Source organism: Pseudomonas siliginis (assembly GCF_019145195.1).
GTDB lineage: Bacteria > Pseudomonadota > Gammaproteobacteria > Pseudomonadales > Pseudomonadaceae > Aquipseudomonas > Aquipseudomonas siliginis.
In genome coordinates this window covers 60,775-83,049 of the sequence record NZ_JAHSTW010000011.1, presented here as the reverse complement: position 1 = coordinate 83,049, position 22,275 = coordinate 60,775, and the positions used below count along the sequence as shown (strand labels likewise).

22 protein-coding genes are annotated in these 22,275 nt (G+C 61.4%); 17 read left to right on the top strand and 5 right to left on the bottom strand.

The features are described 5' to 3' along the window. Nucleotides 1–82 precede the first annotated feature (82 nt). On the top strand, nt 83–667 hold the full coding sequence (locus KVG87_RS21470) for an acyl carrier protein phosphodiesterase (protein ID WP_217852480.1): 585 nt from the start codon (nt 83–85) through the stop codon (nt 665–667). 106 nt (nt 668–773) lie between these two features. Here KVG87_RS21470 and KVG87_RS21465 read toward each other — a convergent pair whose 3' ends face one another. Then, the gene (locus KVG87_RS21465; protein ID WP_122691696.1) at nt 774–1,568 is read right to left on the bottom strand and encodes a lysophospholipid acyltransferase family protein; all 795 of its coding nucleotides are present in this window, start codon (nt 1,566–1,568) and stop codon (nt 774–776) included. Further along, nucleotides 1,568–2,323: an L-ornithine N(alpha)-acyltransferase gene (gene olsB / locus KVG87_RS21460; protein ID WP_016771324.1), complete on the bottom strand. Its 756-nt coding sequence runs from the start codon at nt 2,321–2,323 to the stop codon at nt 1,568–1,570. Before olsB ends, KVG87_RS21465 begins: the two co-directional genes overlap by 1 nt. 153 nt (nt 2,324–2,476) lie before the next feature. On the opposite strand from olsB, the gene KVG87_RS21455 reads away from it, so the two are divergent. The 5 genes from KVG87_RS21455 (at nt 2,477) to KVG87_RS21435 (ending at nt 6,828) form a co-directional block, all read left to right on the top strand. After that, nucleotides 2,477–3,355, top strand: a complete 879-nt coding sequence (locus tag KVG87_RS21455) for an acyl-CoA dehydrogenase middle domain-containing protein (RefSeq protein WP_217852477.1) — start codon at nt 2,477–2,479, stop codon at nt 3,353–3,355. A 181-nt stretch (nt 3,356–3,536) separates the two neighbouring features. Beyond that, nucleotides 3,537–4,616, top strand: coding sequence for a serine hydrolase domain-containing protein (locus KVG87_RS21450; RefSeq protein WP_217852475.1), 1,080 nt, complete (start codon nt 3,537–3,539; stop codon nt 4,614–4,616). Next, a complete protein-coding gene (locus KVG87_RS21445) occupies nt 4,613–4,909 on the top strand; it encodes an amidase (protein WP_217852473.1) in 297 nt (98 codons plus the stop codon). Before KVG87_RS21450 ends, KVG87_RS21445 begins: the two co-directional genes overlap by 4 nt. Before the next feature lie 169 nt (nt 4,910–5,078). Then, complete coding sequence (locus KVG87_RS21440; RefSeq protein WP_039762684.1) at nt 5,079–5,669, top strand: YceI family protein; 591 nt, start codon at nt 5,079–5,081, stop codon at nt 5,667–5,669. A gap of 1 nt (nt 5,670) precedes the next feature. Continuing rightward, entirely contained in the window at nt 5,671–6,828 is a 1,158-nt protein-coding gene (locus tag KVG87_RS21435) for a phospholipase D-like domain-containing protein (RefSeq protein WP_217852471.1), read from the top strand. A 132-nt stretch (nt 6,829–6,960) separates the two neighbouring features. Here the strand turns inward: KVG87_RS21435 and bglX are convergent, their stop codons facing one another. Continuing rightward, on the bottom strand, nt 6,961–9,252 hold the full coding sequence (gene bglX, locus KVG87_RS21430; RefSeq protein ID WP_151551982.1) for a beta-glucosidase BglX: 2,292 nt from the start codon (nt 9,250–9,252) through the stop codon (nt 6,961–6,963). 258 nt (nt 9,253–9,510) lie between these two features. Here bglX and KVG87_RS21425 point away from each other — a divergent pair, with 258 nt between their 5' ends. The 6 genes from KVG87_RS21425 (at nt 9,511) to KVG87_RS21400 (ending at nt 14,190) form a co-directional block, all read left to right on the top strand. After that, nucleotides 9,511–10,119, top strand: a complete 609-nt coding sequence (locus tag KVG87_RS21425; protein ID WP_095180575.1) for a LemA family protein — start codon at nt 9,511–9,513, stop codon at nt 10,117–10,119. Between the two features lie 13 nt (nt 10,120–10,132). Further along, nucleotides 10,133–10,885, top strand: a complete 753-nt coding sequence (locus tag KVG87_RS21420) for a TPM domain-containing protein (RefSeq protein WP_217852469.1) — start codon at nt 10,133–10,135, stop codon at nt 10,883–10,885. A 33-nt stretch (nt 10,886–10,918) separates the two neighbouring features. Further along, nucleotides 10,919–11,536 (top strand): TPM domain-containing protein, encoded by a 618-nt coding sequence (locus tag KVG87_RS21415; protein WP_217852466.1) that lies wholly within the window; start codon nt 10,919–10,921, stop codon nt 11,534–11,536. Nucleotides 11,537–11,792: 256 nt separating this feature from the next. Further along, a complete protein-coding gene (locus KVG87_RS21410) occupies nt 11,793–13,019 on the top strand; it encodes a class I SAM-dependent methyltransferase (RefSeq protein ID WP_076566334.1) in 1,227 nt (408 codons plus the stop codon). A 164-nt stretch (nt 13,020–13,183) separates the two neighbouring features. Next, complete coding sequence (locus KVG87_RS21405; RefSeq protein ID WP_217852464.1) at nt 13,184–13,765, top strand: DJ-1/PfpI family protein; 582 nt, start codon at nt 13,184–13,186, stop codon at nt 13,763–13,765. Nucleotides 13,766–13,845: 80 nt separating this feature from the next. Then, nucleotides 13,846–14,190 (top strand): YegP family protein, encoded by a 345-nt coding sequence (locus KVG87_RS21400; RefSeq protein WP_076566339.1) that lies wholly within the window; start codon nt 13,846–13,848, stop codon nt 14,188–14,190. A 164-nt stretch (nt 14,191–14,354) separates the two neighbouring features. Here KVG87_RS21400 and KVG87_RS21395 read toward each other — a convergent pair whose 3' ends face one another. Next, nucleotides 14,355–15,374 (bottom strand): DUF4917 family protein, encoded by a 1,020-nt coding sequence (locus KVG87_RS21395; RefSeq protein ID WP_217852462.1) that lies wholly within the window; start codon nt 15,372–15,374, stop codon nt 14,355–14,357. A 154-nt stretch (nt 15,375–15,528) separates the two neighbouring features. Here KVG87_RS21395 and yiaY point away from each other — a divergent pair, with 154 nt between their 5' ends. Beyond that, nucleotides 15,529–16,677, top strand: coding sequence for an L-threonine dehydrogenase (yiaY, locus tag KVG87_RS21390; RefSeq protein WP_217852460.1), 1,149 nt, complete (start codon nt 15,529–15,531; stop codon nt 16,675–16,677). Here the strand turns inward: yiaY and KVG87_RS21385 are convergent. After that, nucleotides 16,638–17,318, bottom strand: a complete 681-nt coding sequence (locus tag KVG87_RS21385; protein WP_217852458.1) for a hypothetical protein — start codon at nt 17,316–17,318, stop codon at nt 16,638–16,640. The two genes, yiaY and KVG87_RS21385, sit on opposite strands and share 40 nt — an antisense overlap. A 215-nt stretch (nt 17,319–17,533) precedes the next feature. On the opposite strand from KVG87_RS21385, the gene KVG87_RS21380 reads away from it, so the two are divergent. The 4 genes from KVG87_RS21380 to KVG87_RS21365 all read left to right on the top strand — a co-directional run bounded on the left by KVG87_RS21380 (nt 17,534) and on the right by KVG87_RS21365 (nt 22,175). Further along, nucleotides 17,534–18,838, top strand: a complete 1,305-nt coding sequence (locus KVG87_RS21380; protein WP_217852456.1) for a delta-60 repeat domain-containing protein — start codon at nt 17,534–17,536, stop codon at nt 18,836–18,838. A 62-nt stretch (nt 18,839–18,900) separates the two neighbouring features. After that, a complete protein-coding gene (locus KVG87_RS21375) occupies nt 18,901–19,806 on the top strand; it encodes a LysR family transcriptional regulator (protein WP_217852454.1) in 906 nt (301 codons plus the stop codon). A 252-nt stretch (nt 19,807–20,058) separates the two neighbouring features. Further along, nucleotides 20,059–21,252, top strand: coding sequence for a CaiB/BaiF CoA transferase family protein (locus KVG87_RS21370; RefSeq protein WP_217852452.1), 1,194 nt, complete (start codon nt 20,059–20,061; stop codon nt 21,250–21,252). Beyond that, entirely contained in the window at nt 21,249–22,175 is a 927-nt protein-coding gene (locus KVG87_RS21365; RefSeq protein ID WP_217852449.1) for a hydroxymethylglutaryl-CoA lyase, read from the top strand. Before KVG87_RS21370 ends, KVG87_RS21365 begins: the two co-directional genes overlap by 4 nt. Nucleotides 22,176–22,275: the final 100 nt, after the last annotated feature.

Here is a 22,275-nt window from a genome sequence, read left to right as displayed (position 1 = left end):
TCTGACGAACGCATAAATCGCTATATCGGGTTATAACGATACGAGGGTGCTGGAGGAGCGAGCGCAGTGCTAAGCTGCGCCCATGAACTATCTCGCGCATTTGCATCTCGGCGGCCAGCGCCCCGGTCAGTTACTTGGCAGCCTGTATGGCGACTTCGTCAAAGGTCGGCTGCAAGGTCAGTTCGACCCGGAAGTGGAGGCGGCGATTGCGCTGCATCGGCGCATCGACGTGTTCACCGATCGGCATCCACTGGTCGACATCGCTCTGGGCCGCTTCAACGAAACGCGGCGGCGTTATGCCGGGATCGTCCTCGATGTGTTTTTCGATCATTGCCTGGCGCGGGACTGGACGCTGTATGCCGATCGACCGCTGGAGCAGTTCACCGCAGACGTCTATCAGGTGCTGTCCCGCGAACGGCAATTGCCCGAACGGCTGGCGAAGATTGCCCCGCACATGGTCGCCAACGACTGGCTGGGCTCGTATCGCGAATTCGAGGTGCTGGAACAGGTGCTGCGCGGGATCTCGCGACGCCTGACCAGGCCGGAGGAATTGGCCGGGGCAATGGCGGAGTTGCGGCGGTTGTATGAGCCGCTGAGTGAAGATTTCAGCCTGTTCTACCCGCAATTGCAGGATTTTGCGCAAAACACGAGACCACCGAAAATCTGAATTGTGGGAGCGAGCCTGCTCGCGAAGGCGTCCTGTCAGTCAATATCTTCGGCGACTGACAGGTCGCATTCGCGAGCAGGCTCGCTCCCACAGGAGATTTGTATTTTCAGGCGGCTATCAAATCGCCTGCGCGACGCGGTTCGGCAGGTTTCGCCACCTCACCAAACAACACCTTCTGCACCGCCTGCTGCGCTTCGAACGCCAGCGCCGCGCGCTCGCGGCCCTGACAGGCAATCGGCTTGAGCAGATGCACCTCGACATCGCCGCAGTCGTGGCTGAACAGGCGCATCAAGTGCGAGAGCAAATCATCGTCGCCAATGAACGGCGCAAGCGTATCGATTTCGCCGTCACGCAGATAACGAATAGCCACCGGTTGCAGCATCACCTCGGAATCGATCGCCGCCGACAGCAGACGACCATGAAAGGTGCGCAGCGAACGGCCATCGGTGGTGGTGCCTTCGGGGAACATCAGCAGTGCATGTTCGGTTTGCAGATGGCGGGTCATTTGCTTGCGGATCAACTGGCTGTCGCCCGATCCACGGCGGATGAACAGGCTGCCGGCCTTGGCTGCGAGCCAGCCGGCCACCGGCCAGGTGCGCACTTCGGCCTTGGACAGAAACGACAGCGGCGTGAGCATGCCCAGCAGCGGAATGTCGGTCCACGACACGTGATTGCTGACCCACAGCATTGGCTGTTTTGGCAGCTCGCCATGCACGCTCACGCGAAAGGGCAGGGCATTGCTTAAACGCGCCATGAAAAAACGCGACCAGCGCTGACGCCGCTCCATCGAGTGCGCCAGACCGATGCGTTCGAACACGCCGAACACGCTGGCCATGGTCAGCCCCAGCGTCACCACCAGCAGCACTCGCGCGATTCGCGCGTACACCCGCAACCGGCTCATCACACCGCCGCCTTGAAGTGTTTGGCGTAGCGCGGGCAGAGTTCGTCGCGCTTGAGCAGGATGAACACGTCGGCCACCTGGAAGTCTTCGTCCCAGCACGGCTCGCCGCAGATCTTCGCGCCGAGGCGCATGTAGGCCTTGAGCAGCGGCGGCATTTCGGCGATGACGTTGGACGGGATATCCAGCGTCGGCAGCGGATTTTTCGGCTCGGCGCGCAGGTGTTCGGTGCACAGGTAACGCTCGCGCAGACGCTGCATGATCGCGTGGGCCTGAATGCCGCCGTCCTGCATCGGGATGCTCGCGCAACCCATCAGGTAGCTGTAGCCGCCCTGATTGAGCACTTCGGCCAATTCGCCCCAGAGCACGGCGATGGTGCCGCCGTTGCGGTACGCCGGATCGACGCAGGTGCGGCCGATTTCCAGGATCGGGCCTTGCAGGTGGGCGAGGCCGTGCAGGCTGAATTCTTCTTCGCTGTAGAACTTGCCGAGGCTGCTGGCGGCAGTGTGATCGAGCAGACGCGTGGTCGCCACCAGGCGCCCGGTGTTCAGATCACGCACGCCGATGTGGCTGCAGTGAACATCATAATCATCCATGTCCAGACCCAGTTCCGCGCCTTTCAGTTTGGCGTTGAACTCGCCGCTGAAGACGGCGAAGCGCAGGGCCTGGGCTTGCTGCAAGGCTTCGGCGCCGATCAGGCGTTCGGCTTGCAGGCGGCGTTCATTGCCGGTGTCGCTGATGCGGGCGATTTGCGTCATGTGAATCTCCGTACGGGCCTTTAACCCGTCGTGGGTTGCAGCCGATCGACTTTCTTTATGCAGCCGTGTTGTGCAAAGTCAGGCTATGTAGCCCCGGTGTCATCGCCATGAACGTTCGGTGATGCTTATATGACAGCCCACAAGGAGGCGCCCATGCCCTGGACAGATCTGTTGCACCGCCGTGAACGCTTGCCCGCCGCTGCTGATCTGGCCGAGGGTTTTGCAACGTTGTTGCAGGCGCTGGGCAACGTCACGCCGTTCGAATTGGCGGTGGCCGGCGGGCGGCGAATGGCCACGCCGGGGCTGGCGTTTCTGGTCGGTTATCAGGCGGCGCTGCGCATGTTGTGGCCGAGCGCGCCGCTGAGCCTCGGCGCCTTGTGCGCTACCGAACAACGCAGCCTGCGCCCGGCCGATATGCAAACGCGGCTGCGCGATTTGCGCTTGAGTGGGCGCAAGGATTTCGTCACCGCAGGCGACGCCGCCGATTGGCTGCTGGTGGCTGCGCGCAGTGAGGAGCCGGGCGAAACACCGCGCCTGAGTCTGGCGGTGGTGTATCCCGGCGAGCCCGGCGTGAAGGTGGAAAAACTGCCGGCGTTGCCGTTGATGCCGGACATCAGCCACGGCCGCCTGCACCTCGACGGTGCCCTGTGCGAACTGCTCGCCGGCGACGGTTGGGACGCCTACGTCAAACCGTTTCGCAGTCTTGAAGATGTCTACGTGCTCAGCGCCATCACCGCGTGGTTGTACGGCATCGGCCAGGACAGCGATTGGCCGCAGGCCCTGCAACTGCGTTTGCTGGCGCTGCTGGCCGGGTGCGCCGAGGCCAGCCGGCAAGCGCCGAACAATCCGCCCGGGCATGTAGTGCTGGGCGGATTGTTTGCGCAGTTTGAATCACTCAAGACCGAGGTAGATCAGGCGTTGGTGCAGGGTGATCCTGCGTGGGCGGCGATGTGGCAGCGTGATCAAGGCGTGATGCAATTGGCTGCAGGGGCCCGTGCCAAGCGCTTGGCCAAGGCTCTTGCGTTGGCCTGACTGGCCTCATCGCGGGCAAGCCCGCTCCCACAGGTTTCAAAGGTGTTCATGAAATGTGTGTTCACTTGGGACCCCTGTGGGAGCTGGCTTGCCAGCGATGGCAATTTCATGGACGACCAACCTCTAAAATTTGTCATAAACCCCGACTAGTCTCGACAGGTTCATTCCCAGAGCCCCCACCATGTTCAAAGGCCTGTCCCTGTTCCTGCTGCTGATCAGCCTCACCGCTCGGGCGGAACAATGGCCGAATGAGCAATGGCCCATCGCCCCACAGATCACCGGCCCGGCCGTCGAAGCGCTGGAAAGTTACGCCTTCGCGCCCCGTAACGACGCCACCCGCGAAGGCATCCGCACCGACGCCTTGCTGATCATCCGCGACGGCCAGATCATCTACGAACGCTACGCCGCTCCGACCACCGAACAGACCCCGCACCTGACCTGGTCGATCAGCAAAAGCCTGCTGGCCGCCGTCCTCGGCGTGGCCTATGGCGAAGGCCGGTTCAAGCTCGACGATCCAGCGCTGAAGTTCTACCCGGCGCTGGAAAAACACCCGGCGATCACCCTCGGCCATCTGCTGAACTGGGCCTCCGGTCTGGATTGGCAGGAAGACTACGAATACGCGCCGCTGAAATCTTCGGTGGTGGCGATGCTCTACACCCGCGGCCATCGCGACATGGCCGCGTTCACCGCCGCACACGACAGTTACGCCCCAGCGGGTCAGGCTTTCCGTTATTCCAGCGGTGACAGCAATCTGCTCGCCGCCGCCCTGAAAACCATGGTCGGTCCAGAGCGTTATGCCGATTATCCATGGACAGCGTTGTTCGAGCCCTTGGGCATTCGCCACGCCGTGTGGGAAAGCGATGTCAGCGGCACCTTTGTCGCCTCGTCCTACGCCTATCTCACCGCGCGGGATCTGGCGCGGGTCGGTCTATTGATGGCGCGGGGCGGGCGCTGGAACGATCGGCAGTTGCTGCCCGAGGATTGGCTCGCGTTCAACCTCACACCGTTTGCCGGCTACAAGGCGCATCAGGACGAAGCCGTCCCCGGCGGCCATTGGTGGCTCAATCGTCCTGTCGACGGCGCCACATCACCATGGCCCGACGCCCCACCCGACACCTTCGCCGCCCTCGGCCACTGGGGCCAGGCGCTATACGTGATGCCCAGCCAGAAGCTGGTGATCGTGCGTTACGGCGATGACCGCGATGGCAGCTACCGGCACAACGAACTGCTCAAACGCGTGTTGCAGGCGGTGCGGCGATGAAGCGCTTTCTATTGTTGCTGCTGATCGTGCTGCTCGGCTGGGGTTGGTATGAACGGGAAAACCTCTGGGCTTTCCCGGACATCATCAGCGCCTACACCGCCAAGGAATACTGCTCGTGTCGTTATGTGATGAACAACGATGCCGGGTATTGCCGTGGCTATGTGAAGCAATGGCTGCCAACCAGTGGTTTTACCGATGACCCGTCGAGCAAAACCGTCACCGTCAGCGGCATGGGCCGCAGCAACAGCGCGCAGTGGCTGAGCGAACGCCAGGGCTGTCGCCTCAATCCTTGAATTATCTGGTCTTCCTGTGGGAGCGAGCCTGCTCGCGAAATCGCCGCAAGCCGCAATACATGGCGCGCGGGGAGCATTGCATTCGCGAGCAGGCTCGCTCCCACAGGGCTTGCAATAACTTGGCGGGCGGTTAAGGTTCGTGCAGGTTTATCGCCCCCACGAGTGTTCAATGTTCAACCGCTCCCTCTATACAACCTTCGCCAGTCTGCTGTTGACCGCCGCTGCGCTGCCGGCCCAGGCCAATTGGTATCTGGACGGCGAGTCGTCGCGGCTGTCGTTCGTCAGCACCAAAAATGCCAGCGTGTCGGAGGTGCAGCGCTTTCTGGTGCTGCACGGCAAGGTCGACCCCAACGGTCGCGCCGAGGTCGAAGTCGAGCTCGAATCGATCAACAGCGGCATTCCGCTGCGCGATGAGCGCATGCGCAAGGAGCTGTTCCAGATCGAGCAGTTTCCCGCAGCCACCATCACTACCCAGATCGACCTGCGCCCGATCAACGATCTGGCCCCCGGCGCGCAGCTGGAGTTGCGCCTGCCGCTGACCGTCAGCCTGCACGGCAAGCAGCACGAATACCCGGCCGAGTTGCTCGCCACGCGTCTGGATGATCGGCGCTTTCAGGTGGTGACACTGGAGCCGCTGGTGATCAACGCCGAGGATTTCGATCTGGCGCCGGGCCTGGAAAACCTGCGCAAACTCGCCGATCTGTCGGCGATCAGTCTGTCGGTGCCGGTGGGTGCGGTGCTGATTTTCACGGCGCGCTGACATGCGCGGTGCGGTGTTCCCCTGGCGTGACGGCAACCGTTTCGAACTGTTGATCGACGGCCCGCAGTTCTTTCCCCGGATGCTCGAGCACATTGCCGGGGCAAAAGAGCAAATCGAACTGGAGCTGTACCTGGTCGAGGCCGGCGCCTGCGCCGAAGCCATCGTCCAGGCGCTGGTCGCGGCGGCCGAGCGCGGCGTGCGCGTGCGTTGCTTGTTCGATGATTACGGCAGCCTCGCGTTCACGCTGCACCTGCGCCAGCGCCTGACTCAGGCCGGGGTCGAACTGCGTTTTTACAATCGCCTGAGCTGGCGGCGCTGGGTCGGCAACTTCTATCGCGACCACCGTAAATTGCTGCTGGTCGATCAATGTCTGGCAGTGGTCGGCGGCACCGGCGTGACCGATGAATTCTGGACGCCGGGCCATGATGTCAGCGAGTGGCACGAGGTGATGGTCGAGATCAGGGGCCCATTGGTGATCGATTGGCAATTGCTGTTTGATCGCCAGTGGATCGCCAACCGCTACCGCCGCGCCTGGCGCCCGGCCGCGCATTTCGGCTTGCCGCGCCTGCCGCGTGTGCCGGACAAGGGCGAAGGCATGGGCCGCGTGGCGTATGCCGATGCCCGTCAACATCGCGACATTTTGCAGTCGTTGTTCCGTGCGTTGAACAGCGGGCAAAAACGCATCTGGATGGCCACGCCGTACTTCCTGCCGACCTGGAAAATCCGCCGCTCCCTGCGCAAGGCTGCCGCGCGCGGCGTCGATGTGCGCTTGCTGCTGACCGGGCCGCGCACCGATCACCCGTCAGTGCGCTACGCCGGGCACCGCTATTACCCGCGCCTGCTCAAGGCCGGCGTGCAGATCTTCGAATACCAGCCGTGCTTCCTGCACCTGAAAATGGTTCTCGTCGACGAATGGGTAAGCATCGGTTCGTGCAACTTCGATCACTGGAATCTGCGTTTCAATCTGGAGGCGAATCTGGAAGCGCTGGACCCGGCGTTGACGGCAGCAGTGGAGGCGAGCTTTGTGAAGGACTTCGGCTTGAGTCAGCTGGTGAGTCTGGAGGAATGGCAGCGCCGACCGTTGTGGCGGCGGGTCAAGCAGCGGGTGTGGGGCTGGGTGGATCGGTTGGTGGTGAATATTCTCGACCGTCGCGGATAGCGGGGACACCCAAAACCACTGTGGGAGCTGGCTTGCCAGCGATGAGGCCATCACATTCAACATATCAGTTGACTGTTAGGCCGCCATCGCTGGCAAGCCAGCTCCCACAGGTTTATGTGTTACCTGAAAAAATTACAGCAATTCAAAGCTCTGCTGCGTCACCGCCTGCGAGTCCAGGCCGATCTGCACGTTGAACTTGCCAGGCTCGGCCGCGTATTTGAGCTGGGCGTTGTAGAACTTCAGGTCTTCCTCGGTGATGGTGAAGTGCACGACCTTCTGTTCGCCGGCCTTGAGCATGATCTTCTGGAAGTTCTTCAGTTCTTTCACCGGGCGGATCATCGAACCGGTGACGTCCTGGATGTACAACTGCACCACGGTTTCGCCGTCACGCTTGCCGGTGTTCTTGACCATGACGCTGGCGTCGAGCTTGCCGCTGGCGTTCAGGGTGGTCGATGACAGCGCCATATCGCTCAGGGCGAAAGTGGTGTAGCTCAAGCCATAACCGAACGGAAACAGCGGGCCGGTGGTGTCATCGAAATACTGCGAGGTGTAGTTGCCCGGTTTGCCCGGCGTGAATGGCCGGCCGATGCTCAGGTGGTTGTAGTAGGTCGGGATCTGGCCCACGGAACGCGGGAAGGTCACCGGCAGTTTGCCCGACGGGTTGTAGTCGCCGAACAGCACGTCGGCGATGGCGTTGCCGCCCTCGGTGCCGCTGAACCAGGTTTCCAGAATCGCATCGGCCGACTGGTTCTCTTCGAGAATCGTCAGCGGGCGGCCGTTCATCAACACCAGCACCAACGGCTTGCCAGTGGCTTTAAGTGCGCGGATCAATTCGCGCTGGGTTTCCGGGATGTTCAGGTCGGTGCGGCTCGAGGATTCGTGGGACATGCCACGGGATTCGCCGACAGCGGCGACGATCACGTCAGCATCCTTCGCCGCTTTCACCGCTTCGTCGATCAGCACGTTGGCCGGGCGCGGGTCATCGACCACTTCCGGGGCATCGAAGTTGAGGAAGTTCAGGTAATCGAGAACCTTCTTGTCGCCCGTGATGTTGGCGCCACGGGCGTAGATCAGGTTGGCCTTGTCGCCGATCACCGAACTCATGCCATCGAACAGCGTGACCGATTGCGCCGGGCGCCCGGCGGCGGCCCAGCTGCCCATCATGTCGATCGGCGCTTTTGCCAATGGACCGACCAGCGCGATTTTCGCGTCTTTCTTCAGCGGCAGGGTTTCGTTCTGGTTCTTCAGCAGCACCAGACTGCGACGCGCCACTTCGCGGGCCTCGGCGCGGTGCAGGCGACTCTCGGCGTAGGTGTCGGCCGGGTCATCCTCGGCCTTGCCGATGCGCAGGTACGGGTCCTTGAACAGGCCCATGTCGTACTTGGCGGCGAGCACTTCGCGCACAGCGTTGTCGATGTCTTTCTGTTCGATCTCGCCAGACTTGAGCAGCCCCGGCAGTTCTTTGCCGTAGAGGGTGTCGTTCATGCTCATGTCGATGCCAGCCTTGATCGCCAGCTTCGCTGCTTCGCGACCGTCGCGAGCGACGCCGTGCTTGATCAGCTCGAAGATCGCACCATGATCGCTGACCGCCAGGCCTTTGAAGCCCCAGTCCTTGCGCAGCAGGTCGTTCATCAGCCAGGTGTTGGCCGTGGCCGGAATGCCGTTGATCGAGTTCAACGCCACCATCACACCGCCAGCGCCGGCATCGATCGCGGCGCGGTACGGCGGCAGGTAATCCTGGTACATCTTCACCGGGCTCATGTCGACGGTGTTGTAGTCGCGACCGCCCTCGACCGCGCCGTACAGGGCGAAGTGCTTGACGCTGGCCATGATGCTGTCGGCGGCGCTTGGGGTCTCGCCCTGATAGGCCTTGACCATGACTTTGGCGATGCGCGAGGTCAGGTAGGTGTCTTCGCCGAAACCTTCGGAGCTGCGGCCCCAGCGTGGATCGCGGGAGATATCCACCATCGGCGCGAAGGTGATGTCGAGGCTGTCGGCGGCGGCTTCTTTAGCCGCAACGCGACCGGACTGGCCGATGGCGTCCATGTCCCAGCTCGACGCGAGGGCCAGCGGAATCGGGAAAATCGTACGGTGACCGTGGATCACGTCGTACGCGAAAAACATCGGAATCTTCAGGCGACTGCGCATGGCCGCGTCCTGCATCGGACGGTTTTCCGCGCGGGTGATCGAGTTGAACGTGCCGCCGATGTTGCCGCCGGCAATTTCCTTGCGGATCAGCTCGCGGGGCATTTCCGGGCCGATGCTGATCAGGCGCAACTGGCCGATCTTCTCGTCGAGGGTCATTTGTTTCATCAGGTTGCTGATGAAAGCGTCCTTGTTTTCCAAAGGTACCGGGGTCGTGGCGGCCAGTACCTGATGACTGGCCAGGCTGACGAACAGACCCAGCAAACACAGCTTCTTCATGAATTTTTTCTCTAGAGCCCAAACGGTGATGCAACACCGGCCAGCCAAAATGTAGGGAGCGACTATTGTTGTTCGGATACCGGCGCAAAATCCTGAGCCGGAAAACCGCAGCCGACAGCGGCAACGTGAACGCGAAGGGCACTTTTTAGCCGATTAGCCCGTCGCATGCCAGTGGCGGCGCCGATTATGCCCCAACCGCTGGCCGGGAATGCCCAGCGCTCGGTTTTTAAATCAAATGTGTCATGGAGCATCACTGCAATGAATATCAGCTCAACCTCCCGTTCACGGCTACAGATCGCCACGTTGCTGGTGTTCGCCACGCTGTTGACCGCGTGCGGCATCAACAATATCCCGACCCTCGACGAACAGGTCAAAGCCGCCTGGGGCCAGGTGCAGAACCAGTACCAGCGCCGCGCCGACCTGATCCCCAATCTGGTGGAAACCGTGAAGGGCTATGCCGCCCATGAGCAGGAAACCCTGACCGCCGTGATTGAAGCGCGGGCCAAGGCGACGTCGATTCAGGTCGATGCCAGCACCCTCGACAATCCCGAGAAGCTCAAGCAGTTCCAGCAGGCACAGGATCAACTGACCGGCGCATTGAGCCGTTTGATGGTGGTCTCCGAGCGCTATCCGGATCTGAAGGCCAACCAGAACTTCCTCGCCCTGCAATCGCAACTCGAAGGCACGGAAAACCGCATTGCCGTGGCGCGTCGCGATTTCATTCTGGCGGTGCAGAAATACAACACCGAGATCCGCACCTTCCCCGGTCGCCTGTGGCACAGCGTGATGTACAGCGATCTGCCGATGCGCGAAACCTTCGAAGCCACCACGCCCGGCGCGGAGAAGGCCCCGGAAGTGAAATTCTGATTCGAGGTCGCCCATGCGTGTGTTGAAACTGAGCCTGGTGCTGCTGCTCTGGCTGTTCGCCGTCAGCGCCCGGGCCGAATTGGCGTTTCCGCCGCTGAGCGGGCGCGTGGTCGATCAGGCGCAGATGCTCGAGCCATCGATTCGCGCCCAACTGAGCCAGCAATTGCAGGCGCACGAACAGGCCACCGGCGAGCAATTGGTGGTGGTCACGTTGCCCGATCTGCAGGGCACCACCATCGAGGATTTCGGCGTTCAGCTCGGTCGGCACTGGGGCATCGGTCAGAAAGACAAGAACAACGGCGCCTTGCTGATCGTCGCGCGTGACGAGCGCAAACTGCGCATCGAAGTCGGCTATGGCCTGGAGGATCGCCTGACCGATGCGCAGTCGTCGGTGATCATTCATCAGGTCATCACGCCGGCGTTCAAGGCCGGCAACTTCAGCAAAGGCATCAGCGATGGCGTTGCGGCGATGCTGGTGGTGCTCGGTGGCAATCCGCTGGACGAACCGTCGACCGTGTACGAATCCAGCGGCGACCCGGCGGATGATTTCATCTCGCGGCACCCGGCGCTGTTCATGTTTCTGGTGATGTTGTTCATCGTGACGGTGTTTGTCTGCCAGATGCTCGGTATCCTGCCTGCCGGCCGGGGCGGCTCCGGAGGAGGGGGCGGCTTTGGCGGTGGCGGCGGATTCGGCGGCGGTGGCGGTGGCGGCTTCAGCGGTGGCGGGGGCAGTTTCGGCGGCGGCGGTTCGTCCGGCGGCTGGTGAGATCAAAAGAATAATGAGCAGGCATTTTTCGACATGGCATTACTGACTGAACACGAACAACGCAAAGTCGCCGAGGCCATTGCCCGGGTCGAGCGCAATACCGACGCCGAGCTGGTCACGGTGCTCGCTGCCCGTGCCGACGATTACGCGTACATCCCGCTGCTCTGGGCCAGTCTGCTGGCCCTGGTGTTGCCGGGCATCGTCCACTACTTCACCGGCTGGTTGACCCTGCGCAGTCTGCTGCTGGTGCAATGGGGCATGTTCATCGTCCTCTGCCTGTTGTTCCGTCTGCCGAAAATCACCACGCATCTGGTCCCGCGTCGCGTGCGCCACTGGCGCGCCTCCAACCTGGCGCGGCGGCAGTTTCTCGAACAGAACCTGCACCACACCGTGGGCAGCACCGGCATGCTGATTTTTGTCTGCGAGGCTGAGCGCTATGTAGAGATTCTGGTGGACGAGGGGATTTCCAAACGGCTGGATAACAGCAACTGGGACGCGATTGTCGCAGCGTTCACCGAACAGGTCCGCCAGGGCCGCACGCTGGAAGGGTTCGTCACGTGCGTGGAGGCGTGTGGCGAGTTGTTGAAGGTGCACGTGCCGGTGACGCAGGTGCGGAACGAGTTGCCGAATCGCTTGGTGGTGTTGGGCTGAAGCAGTCCCGCATATTTGGCCTCTGTGGCGAGGGGATTTATCCCCGATCGGCTGCGTAGCAGTCGCAAAACCTGCGCACATGATTTGAAAGGCCGAACACAGAGGGCCGCTTCGCGCGCCATCGGGGATAAATCCCCTCGCCACAAAGGTCGGTGTCATGGATTTTGCCGTTGGGTAAATAAGAGGGTGTCCCCAACCCTCATCCCCCCTAAAATACCCGCCATTCCCGATTCCGCCCGTCCGAGGCCGCTTGTCCATGTCCGTTTCCGCTTCTTCCGCGCCGTCCGCCAAACCGGCCGCCGATCACCACGCCCAGTTCATCGAGCTGCTGCGAGCCAGCCTCGACGACAGCGGTTTTATCAAATTGGTGTTGGCCAAATACGTCGGTGAAGAGGCGGATCTGCAACGGGTCATCATCAAACCGGTGACGGTCAAGGCGCAGCCGTGTCTGTCTTTCGTTTATCGCTACAAGACCCGCGACATCACCAAGAACCTGCCGCTGAGCGAAGGCGTGGCGCTGATCGCCGGGCTGCTGCCGACCTCGTTCAAAAATGCGCATTTACTGGCGCTGACCGACGAAGCGCAGCTGGAATACAGCAAAAAGGGCAAGAGTTCGCTGTTCAAGAGCAAACCTCAGCAATTGCGTGAAGCGCCTTCGGCCGAGCACAACCGCGAGAAAAATCGTTTCCTTGAACTGAGCCGCCCCTTCCTCAAAGACCTGGGCGTGACCAATGCGCAACACGAGCTGATCCCGGCGATGTCGCGCAAGTGGAAGCAGATCAACAAGTTCATCGAAGTGTTCAGCCATGCCCTGACCTCGTCGCCGCTGGCGCTGGACAAACCGGTGCGGGTCGCCGATTTCGGTTCGGGCAAGGGCTACCTGACGTTCGCCATTCACGACTACCTGCGCAACACGCTGAAGGCCGAGGGCGAAGTCACTGGCGTCGAGCTGCGTGAAGAAATGGTCAACCTGTGTAACGCCGCAGCGGCCAAGCTCGAGCATCCGGGGCTGGTGTTCAAGTGCGGTGACGTGCGCACAGTGGCGCCGAGTGAGCTGGACGTGATGATCGCCCTGCATGCCTGCGACATCGCCACCGATTACGCGATCCACACCGGCATCCGCTCGGGTGCGTCGATCATCATGTGCTCACCGTGCTGTCACAAGCAGATCCGCCTGCAGATCCAGAGCCCGGCGCTGCTCAAACCGATGCTGCAATACGGCCTGCATCTCGGCCAGCAGGCGGAAATGGTCACCGACAGCTTGCGCGCGTTGTTCCTCGAAGCCTGCGGTTACGAGACCAAAGTCTTCGAATTCATTTCGCTGGAACACACCAACAAGAACAAGATGATTCTCGCGGTGAAACGCGCCGAACCGGTCGATCCGACGCAGTTGTTGGCGAAGATCGCAGAGCTCAAGGCGTTCTACCATATCAGCGAACACTGCCTGGAAACCCTGCTGCGCGCCGACGGCTATATGCCTTAACAGGCAGCTGCAAGCTTCAAGCGGCAAGCTGCAAGTTGAAGCATGACGCTGGTGTGCCTGATTTGGGTGATCCTGCTTTTTCTTGCAGCTTGCAGCTTGCAGCTTGCAGCTCAATTTGGGTCTACCTTGAATACTCCCCAGACCTTTCCCCGAGGAGTTTTCCCATGGCCGCGAAAAAGATCCTGATGCTGGTCGGCGATTACGTCGAAGATTACGAAGTGATGGTGCCGTTCCAGGCCCTGCAGATGGTCGGCCACACGGTCCACGCCGTGTGCCCGGACAAGTCCGCCGGCAGCACCGTGCGCACGGCGATTCATGATTTTGAAGGTGATCAGACCTACAGCGAAAAACCCGGTCACCTGTTCGCGCTCAATTTTGATTTCGCCAAGGCCAGCGAAGCCGATTACGACGCGCTGCTGATTCCCGGCGGTCGTGCGCCGGAATACCTGCGGCTGGACGACAAAGTCCTCGAACTGGTGCGCGCGTTCGACAACGCCGGCAAGCCCATCGCAGCGGTGTGCCATGGCGCGCAACTGCTCGCGGCGGCGGGTGTGCTCGAGGGGCGTGAGTGCAGCGCGTATCCGGCCTGCGCCCCGGAAGTCCGGTTGGCGGGCGGCACCTACATCGACATACCGGTGACCGATGGCCATGTTCAGGGTAATCTGGCCAGCGCTCCGGCGTGGCCGGCGCATCCTAAATGGCTGGCCGGTTTCCTCGGTCTGCTCGGTACGAAAATCACCTTGTAGTCGAGGCAGGCGACAGATCGCAGGCGCTGGTCTTTACTCTGAAGCGCGAAATCTCTCAATCGCCCCCAGGAGAAACAGACATGTCCGGATGGTACGAAGTGAGCAAAAGCAGCAACGGCCAATTCAGGTTCGTGTTGAAAGCGGCGAACGCCGAAACGATTCTGACTAGCGAGCTCTACAGCACCCGCGCCGGTGCCGACGGCGGCATCGCCTCGGTGCAGGCCAACAGCCCGCTAGACGAGCGTTACGAGAAAAAATCGACCAAGGACGGCCACCCGTACTTCAACCTGAAGGCGGCCAATCACCAGATCATCGGCAGCAGCGAGTCGTACTCATCGGATGGCGCGTGTGACAAGGGCATCGCCAGCGTGAAGGCCAACGGCCCGACGAAAACCATCAAGGACAAGACCCTGCCGGTGCTCTGAAATCCGACATCAACCTGTGGGAGCGAGCCTGCTCGCGAAAGCGGTGTTCCAGTCACCTTTTGGGTTGGCTGATATGCCGTCTTCGCGAGCGGGCTCGCTCCCAGAGGTGACTACATTTCATTGTGGGAGCGAGCTTGCTCGCGAAGGCGTCAGCCCGGCCAATATCAAACCTCAACCGGTACCGACAATTTCGGATCACCCAACGCATGGCTCTTGGCATCAAAGAACCGCAACTCAACCCCGGTACCTTCAAACACCTTGGCGTAGTGACGCTTCTGATGCTGGATGAACGCGGCACTGCGCGGGTAGATCGAGATCGCCACACACTTCGGTCTGGCCAGGCGCAACGCGCGTACCAGATGCGCATCCTGCTCGCCCAGCGCGTGGCCGAAGATGCACAGGCTGTCGCCATGGGCCAGTAACTGCTCGTAGCAGAACGACAGATAATCCGAGCTGCGAATGGTCTTGAGCTTGTCAGTGCTCGGCCCTTCGGTGACGAACAGCGGCACGTCGTCCAGGGTCTTGATCGTATTGTTGATGGCGAAACTGCCGAGCAGCGTGCCTTCGGTCGAGGTCAGTTTGCGTGCGGTGCCGTCCTGATTGCGCACCAGATGCAGACCACCGTGCAGGTACAGCAGACGCGGTTTGTCGGTGGCGCTCTGGCTCAGATCGAAACTCGCGTCCGCGCCGTTGAACAGGTCGTCGATGGCCTCGCCAGGGTGTTGCAGCGCCCAGTAATTGAGCAGGTCGTAGTTGGTGGTGAACACCGTGCGATAGCGCGCCAGCTCTGCATTGAGCACCGTCAGTGTCGAAGGCTGCATCAGCCGCCACGGGATGTGCACCGCGTGCACGGTGTTGATCAGCGCTTCCTTGATCGCGTAATAGCGATTGCGCGGCGCCGCCGAGCTGACCGCCAGGGCCTTGTTGACCCGGCTGGTGGTTTTCAGGGCGCCCAGCACTTGCTCGAAGCTGCGGGTTTGCAGCGCGTCGAACACCGCCAGTTCCGATGGGCTCAGCGGTTTCTCTTCGACCGTACGGGCGTTTTCGAACAGCGAGTCGTAGCCGAAGTCATCCCACACCGCGCGGCTGGCGCCATTGCCCACCAGCAAACCCTGAAAATCGTTCGAGGCGCGCAGGGCGTTCCAGTCTTCGAGGGTGGCGTCGACATCGAGAAAATCGGTCATTGCGTGGGCGATCTCAAAACAAAGGGCAGATGGACGGCGACTTTATCACGAGCGGACATTGAGCCAGATCAACATTGCTCGTGACCGATCGGTCGATCCTGTGTGCACCCGCCGAATCGAGGCAGTCGATCCGGCTTCAGTCAGGAGACACACGATGAGCAGCACCTTCTTCATTCCGGCGGTCAACATCATGGGCAGCGGCTGCCTCGACGAAGCCATGGTCGCGATTCGCAATTATGGTTTTCGCAAGGCGCTGATTGTCACCGACGCCGGGCTGGCCAAGGCTGGCGTCGCCGCAATGATCGCCGAGAAACTGGCGATGCAGGACATCGATTCGGTGATCTTCGATGGCGCCAGACCGAACCCGACCACGGCCAATGTCGAATCGGGTCTGGGGCTGCTGAAGGAAAGCAAATGCGATTTCGTCGTGTCGCTGGGTGGCGGCTCGCCGCACGATTGCGCCAAGGGCATCGCGCTGTGCGCAACCAATGGCGGGCAGATCGGCGATTACGAAGGCGTCGACCGTTCGAGCAAGCCGCAATTGCCGCTGATCGCCATCAACACCACCGCCGGCACTGCCAGCGAAATGACCCGCTTCTGCATCATCACCGACGAATCGCGCCACGTGAAAATGGCCATCGTCGACCGCAACGTCACGCCACTGCTGTCAGTCAACGATCCGGAACTGATGGTCGCGATGCCCAAAGGCCTCACCGCCGCCACCGGTATGGACGCGCTGACCCACGCTATCGAAGCCTACGTCTCGACTGCCGCCAACCCGATCACCGACGCCTGCGCTTTGAAGGCCATGAGCCTGATTAGCAGCAACCTGCGTCTGGCCGTGCGCGACGGCAGCGACCTGGCGGCGCGGGAGAACATGGCTTACGCGCAGTTCCTCGCCGGCATGGCGTTCAACAACGCCTCGCTCGGATTTGTCCATGCCATGGCGCATCAGCTCGGCGGCTACTACGACTTGCCCCACGGCGTCTGCAATGCCGTGCTGTTGCCGCATGTGCAGAGTTTCAATGCGCAGGTCTGTGCTGACCGACTCAGGGATGTCGCCCACGCCATGGGCGCGGATATTCGTGGTTTCAGCGCGGAGGAGGGCGCACAGGCGGCGATCAATGCCATTCGCAACCTTGCCAAGGACGTCGAGATTCCCGGCGGACTGCGTGAGCTGGGCGCGAAACTCAGCGACATCCCGGTGCTCGCCACCAACGCCTTGAAGGACGCCTGTGGACTGACCAATCCGAGGGCGGCGGATCAGCGCCAGATCGAAGAGATTTTCCGCAATGCGTTTTGAATGAAGGCGCGCAGGCGAGCGAAGTCGAACAGTCCTTCGCTTGCTTCTGCGACCACGGCAAAAGTCCGCACACGGCCCCAATCTGAAACCTGGCCGGCGATGTTGTGGACAGCGCAGATACGGTACTGCCCGACCGCCAATGAGTGTGCAGCCGGGGTTTGCCATTTCCGGTCGCTTTCGACCGCTGCTCTGGCAATCTCCAGGCCAGTGTCCAGATCGAAAATACTGACGAAACCCTCGGCTCGCGTGACATCTCCTGAAAAGATCAGAGGCGTATCGACCTGCGCGCCCTCAATCGGTTCGACAACGACCGGGACGTCGATCTCGGGCCGCAGTCGCACCTCATATCCGCGCTCCTCGCTCCATTCGGACGTGATGCCTGCATAGGTCTGGTGGGCGTGAATCTTCTGCTGGCCCTGGGCCTGAACGGCGTTGATGCTGAACGCCCATCGTCCATTTGCGCTGACCAGCCCTTCGCCGAGCGAATGGGTGTTTTCAATGTTCCAGACCTGCACAAGAGCATTGGGTATGCCGCTGCCGAGCAACAATGTCGCAGGTCCCGTCGTGCTGGCCTCCTCGGGATAGGTAATGGTCGGCGCCGGGGCAGGTTGTGACATGTGCTCGTCGCGAGTGCTCATCATGCTTCTCGTCCATGGCTGATCTGAACGCTGAGGTTGGCATGGTGGGCCTGAATTGGAACCTGTAAGAACTACCAGTCATTCAGTCTTTTTTGCACGCAAGGTAATTTCGTTTTCGTCTAAAAAACTGTCATTTCTGTCAGTTGTCCGGCGTGGCGGCTTCGGGTCGAATGCACGCTACGAGGGGATCGATGTCGATCCCATAGGAGAATGCGAACATGCCGGAATCTATCGCGCCATTGTCCCCAAACGCGCAGTCAGCCGGGGAGCTGGATGCGCTCTTTGGTCTGCGAGCGCTGAAATTCCCCGGAGCGGGCAAGACCATTGCCAAAGGCGTGGCGATCACGCCTTCGGGACAGATCATGGTCAGCGCTACCGTCGAGCAATCGGGCCATTCGTACTACGGCCTTGCGCGCCTGGATGCCGATGGCAATCCGGATCCGGCTTTCGGCACCGGCGGATATCTCAGCGGCCAGTTCGGCACAGGCTCGCTCACGCAAGGCGGGCCATTGATCGTTGATGCGCTCGGACGGATCTGGATGTGCGGTGTGATTGGCGTCGTCAAAGACCAGACTCTTGAATACCAGCAAGTCATCGCCCGGTTTCTGCCCGACGGATCGCCGGACATCGAGTTCGGCGGCGACAGGAATGGCTACCGGATTGTGCCCATGCGGATTCCGGCACTCTTTGGGGCCACGCATGGGCAACTGCTGCTGGCCAAATCCGATCCGCAGCTTGCGCAGCCGGACCGGCTGCTGTTCGTGACCGCGCAAAAGGGCAGTGGCTTGCTGACGCGATTCTATCTCGATGGCTCGGACGATTCATCGTTCGCCAGCAACGGTTGGCTGCCCCTGTCGCTGCCAGGAGTGGCCATTTCGCTGTCCGGGATCATCCAGCTCGACGATGGGCTGATTCTGCTGCATGGCAAAACGGAAGTAACCAATCAGGGATTGGTCATGGCGTTCGACCACAGCGGGAAAGTTGCACAAGCGTTCGGCGACAAGGGTGTACTGCTGTTGAACATTCAGCGCGATGGCCAGCCGCTCGAAAACAGCGTGACGGACATCGCGGTGCAAACGGCGCAGCGCCTGCTTCTGCTCGGTGCGGCGGTCGAGTCAACGCAAGGCACGAAACTGCAACACGGGTTCATCAGTGGCATTACCTACGCCGGCCAAATGGATGACGCGTTCAACAATCCTGTCCTCACCCCGACGGCGCAGGAACGGGATCTGAGAGGTTGGCAAGCAGGGTTTGCGCTGGATGATATCGCCGGTAAACGGATTGTGGCGGTCGGACAGACCTCGGGCAGCGAACGAGGCTTGTTGACGGCAGGCTTTCTGGTCGATGGCGCAGTGGATGATTCGTTTGATGTCGAGGGCGCGAGAGACATTTCATGGTCAGCCATCGATGCCTGCCTGCAAGGCTCTTCAATCCTGGTGTTGGGTCGCAAGGACGACAGCGCGCAGCTGGTTCGCTTGCTGACTGCGCCTGTCACAAAACGGTGTGCCAGCATGGGCAACTGAGCGGTCGGAGGTAAAACCGGGCTATCCTGCCGGCTCGGATGAACCCTGCCTTCGAGCCCACCATGCTGCAAAAAAGCCTGATCCGCCGTCTCGACCTGATCACTCTGCAACTGTTCGTCGCCGTCCACGAGGAAGGTACGTTGACCCGTGCGGCTGCGCGCGAGGCAATCGCGGTGTCGGCGGCGAGCAAGAGCCTGATGGAGTTGGAGGAGGCGCTGGGCATCGCTTTGTTCGTGCGCCAAGCCAAAGGCATGATCCTCACGCCGGCCGGTGAGACCCTGCTGCACCATGCGCGGCAGATGCTCTTCAACGTGGAAAAGATGGGCCTGGAACTGGGCGAGCACAGCCACGGTGTGCGGGGTTACGTGCGCATGCTGGCCAATCTTTCGGCGATCATTCAGTTCCTGCCCGAAGACTTGCGCGACTTCTCCGCGCGGCAGCCGCAGGTCAAGACCGACCTTGAAGAACGCCCCAGCGCCGGGGTGATTCAGGGCGTGCTCGATGGCGTCGCCGACCTCGGCATCTGCTCCGACGACAGCGACACCAAAGGCCTGCACAGCGTGTTGTACCGCCAGGACAAACTGGTGGTGGTGATGCTCCCGGAGCATCCGTTGGCTGCGCGCGCATCGGTGACTTTCGATGAAACTCTCGACAGCGATTACGTCGGCTTGCACGCAGCCAGTTCGATCAACATGCGTACCCATGCGGCGGCGCGGCAGGCCGGCAAAGTCCTGCGCATCCGCATTCATGTGCCGGGATTCGATGCGGTGTGCCGGATGGTCCAGGCGAACATGGGCATCGGCATTCTGCCGCAGCGAGCCTATGAGTTATTTGGTCAGGCATTGGGCTTGCGCGCGGTGCCGCTGACCGATGCCTGGGCGGATCGCGCGCTGATTGTGGTGGTGCGCGATGAGGCAGGGTTGTCGCCGGTGAGCCGGATGTTGTTTGAGCATTTGCGCGGGAGGTAGATCTTCATTGCGGTTGATGGCCTCTTCGCGAGCAGGCTCGCTCCCACATTGAACTTGTGTGAATACAGAATCTGAAACCACTACAGAACCTTGTGGGAGCGAGCCTGCTCGCGAAGGCGGCCCTGAATTCACCACGCAATCACAGCGGAGCATTCGCATTTCGCGAACGCCCATTGCCGAGAGACGGCTGGATTCGCTGACGATCGTTCCTCTAGCCTTGGCGACATATTCCAAGAACAAGAGGTACCCGCGATGACTGCCCCTTTGAGTGCAATCAAAGTGATCGAGATCGGCACCCTGATCGCCGCACCGTTTGCCGCGCGCATGCTTGCCGAGTTCGGCGCCGAGGTGATCAAGATCGAAGCCATGGGTCAGGGCGACCCGCTGCGCAAATGGCGCAAGCTGCACGAAGGCACATCGCTGTGGTGGTACCTGCAATCGCGCAACAAGAAATCCCTGGCGCTCAATCTGAAATCCGCTGAAGGCATCGAACTGGTCAAGCAACTGGCCGGCGACGCCGACGTGATCATTGAAAACCTGCGCCCCGGTGCGCTGGAAAAACTCGGTCTGGGTTGGGACGTGCTACATGCGCTGAATCCGAACCTGACCCTGGTGCGTATCTCCGGCTACGGCCAGACCGGCCCTTACCGTGACCGGCCCGGTTTCGGTGCGATTGGCGAGGCCATGGGCGGCATCCGCTACACCACCGGCAATCCCGATTCGCCACCGGCGCGGGTCGGCGTCAGCCTCGGCGATTCGCTGGCCTCGCTGCACGCGGTGATCGGCGCGCTGATGTCGCTGTTGCGGGTCAAGACCGGGCAGGGCGGTGGGCAAGTTGTCGATGTGTCGCTGGCCGAAAGCGTGTTCAACGTCATGGAAAGTCTGGTGCCGGAATACGACATGCTCGGCCATGTCCGCGAGCGCAGCGGCGGCGCCTTGCCGGGCATCGCGCCCTCCAATACTTACCTCACAGCCGACGGCGCTTATGTGGTGATTGCCGGCAACAGCGACCCGATCTACAAGCGCCTGATGCATACCATCGGCCGCGCTGATCTGGCCGAGGCAGAAGAATTCGCCCACAACGACGGCCGCGCGGCGCAGAGCGGCTTGCTCGATGCGGCCATCACACACTGGACCAGCAGCCTGCCGATCGACGAGGTACTGGCTGCTCTCGAAGCTGCCGAAGTGCCGGCCGGGCGCATCTATTCGGTGGCTGATATCGTCGCCGATCCGCACTATCAGGCGCGGGACATGCTGCTCAATGCCGACTTGCCCGGCGGCGCAACGGTGAAAATGCCCGGCATCGTCCCCAAACTCTCGGAGACCCCCGGCGGGGTGAACTGGTCCGGGCCGAAACTGGGCCAGCACACCGACGATATTCTCGCCAATCTTGGCCTGACTGAACTCGACATCCAACGTCTGAAAGGCCAGGGGGTAGTGCAATGATCACTGACTATTCGCACAAGCTTATCGTCCAGGAAGTCTCGCCGCGCGACGGTTTGCAGATCGAGCCGACCTGGGTGGAAACGGCTGACAAGATCGCCCTGATCAATCAACTGTCATTGGCCGGATTCAGCCGCATCGAGGCCGGCTCGTTCGTCTCGCCCAAAGCCATTCCGGCCCTGCGTGACGGCGAGCAAGTGTTCAACGGCATTCGGCGTCAGCCAGGGGTGATTTACGTGGCGTTGATCCCTAACCTCAAAGGCGCGCAACGAGCACTGGTGGCCAATGCCGATGAGTTGAATCTGGTGATGTCTGCCAGCCAGACCCACAACCTTGCCAACATGCGCATGCGTTGCGAGGAGTCGCTGGCGGCGTTCGCTGACATCGTTGCGTTTGTCAGCGGTTCGGGTGTGCGCCTCAACGGCAGCATCGCCACCACGTTCGGTTGTCCGTTCGAAGGCCGGATCGATGAGGAGCGTGTGCTGCAGATCGTTGACGCCTATCAGGAACTCGGCATTCAGGGCATCAGCCTCGCCGACACCACCGGCATGGCCAATCCGCGTCAGGTCGATCGCTTGGTTCGGCGCGTTTTGCAACGGGTTTCGCCAGCCGATCTGACCCTGCATTTCCACAACACTCGAGGCCTTGGTCTGTGCAATGTGCTGGCCGCTTACGAGGCCGGCGCGCGGCGCTTCGATGCGGCGCTCGGGGGCCTCGGTGGCTGTCCGTTTGCGCCGGGTGCGTCAGGCAATATCTGCACCGAAGACCTGGTGAACCTGTGCGATGAAGTCGGCATTCCCACAGGGATCGACTTGCCGTTGCTGCTGAAACTCTCGCGCGGCTTGCCGGCGCTGCTGGGCCACGAAGTACCCGGCCAACTGGCCAAGGCCGGGCGCAACTGCGATCTGCATCCGATGCCCACCTGAAGATACAAAACCCTTGTGGGAGCGAGCCTGCTCGCGAACGCGGTGTGTCATTCAACATCGGTATCGACTGATCTGGCGCATTCGCGAGCAGGCTCGCTCC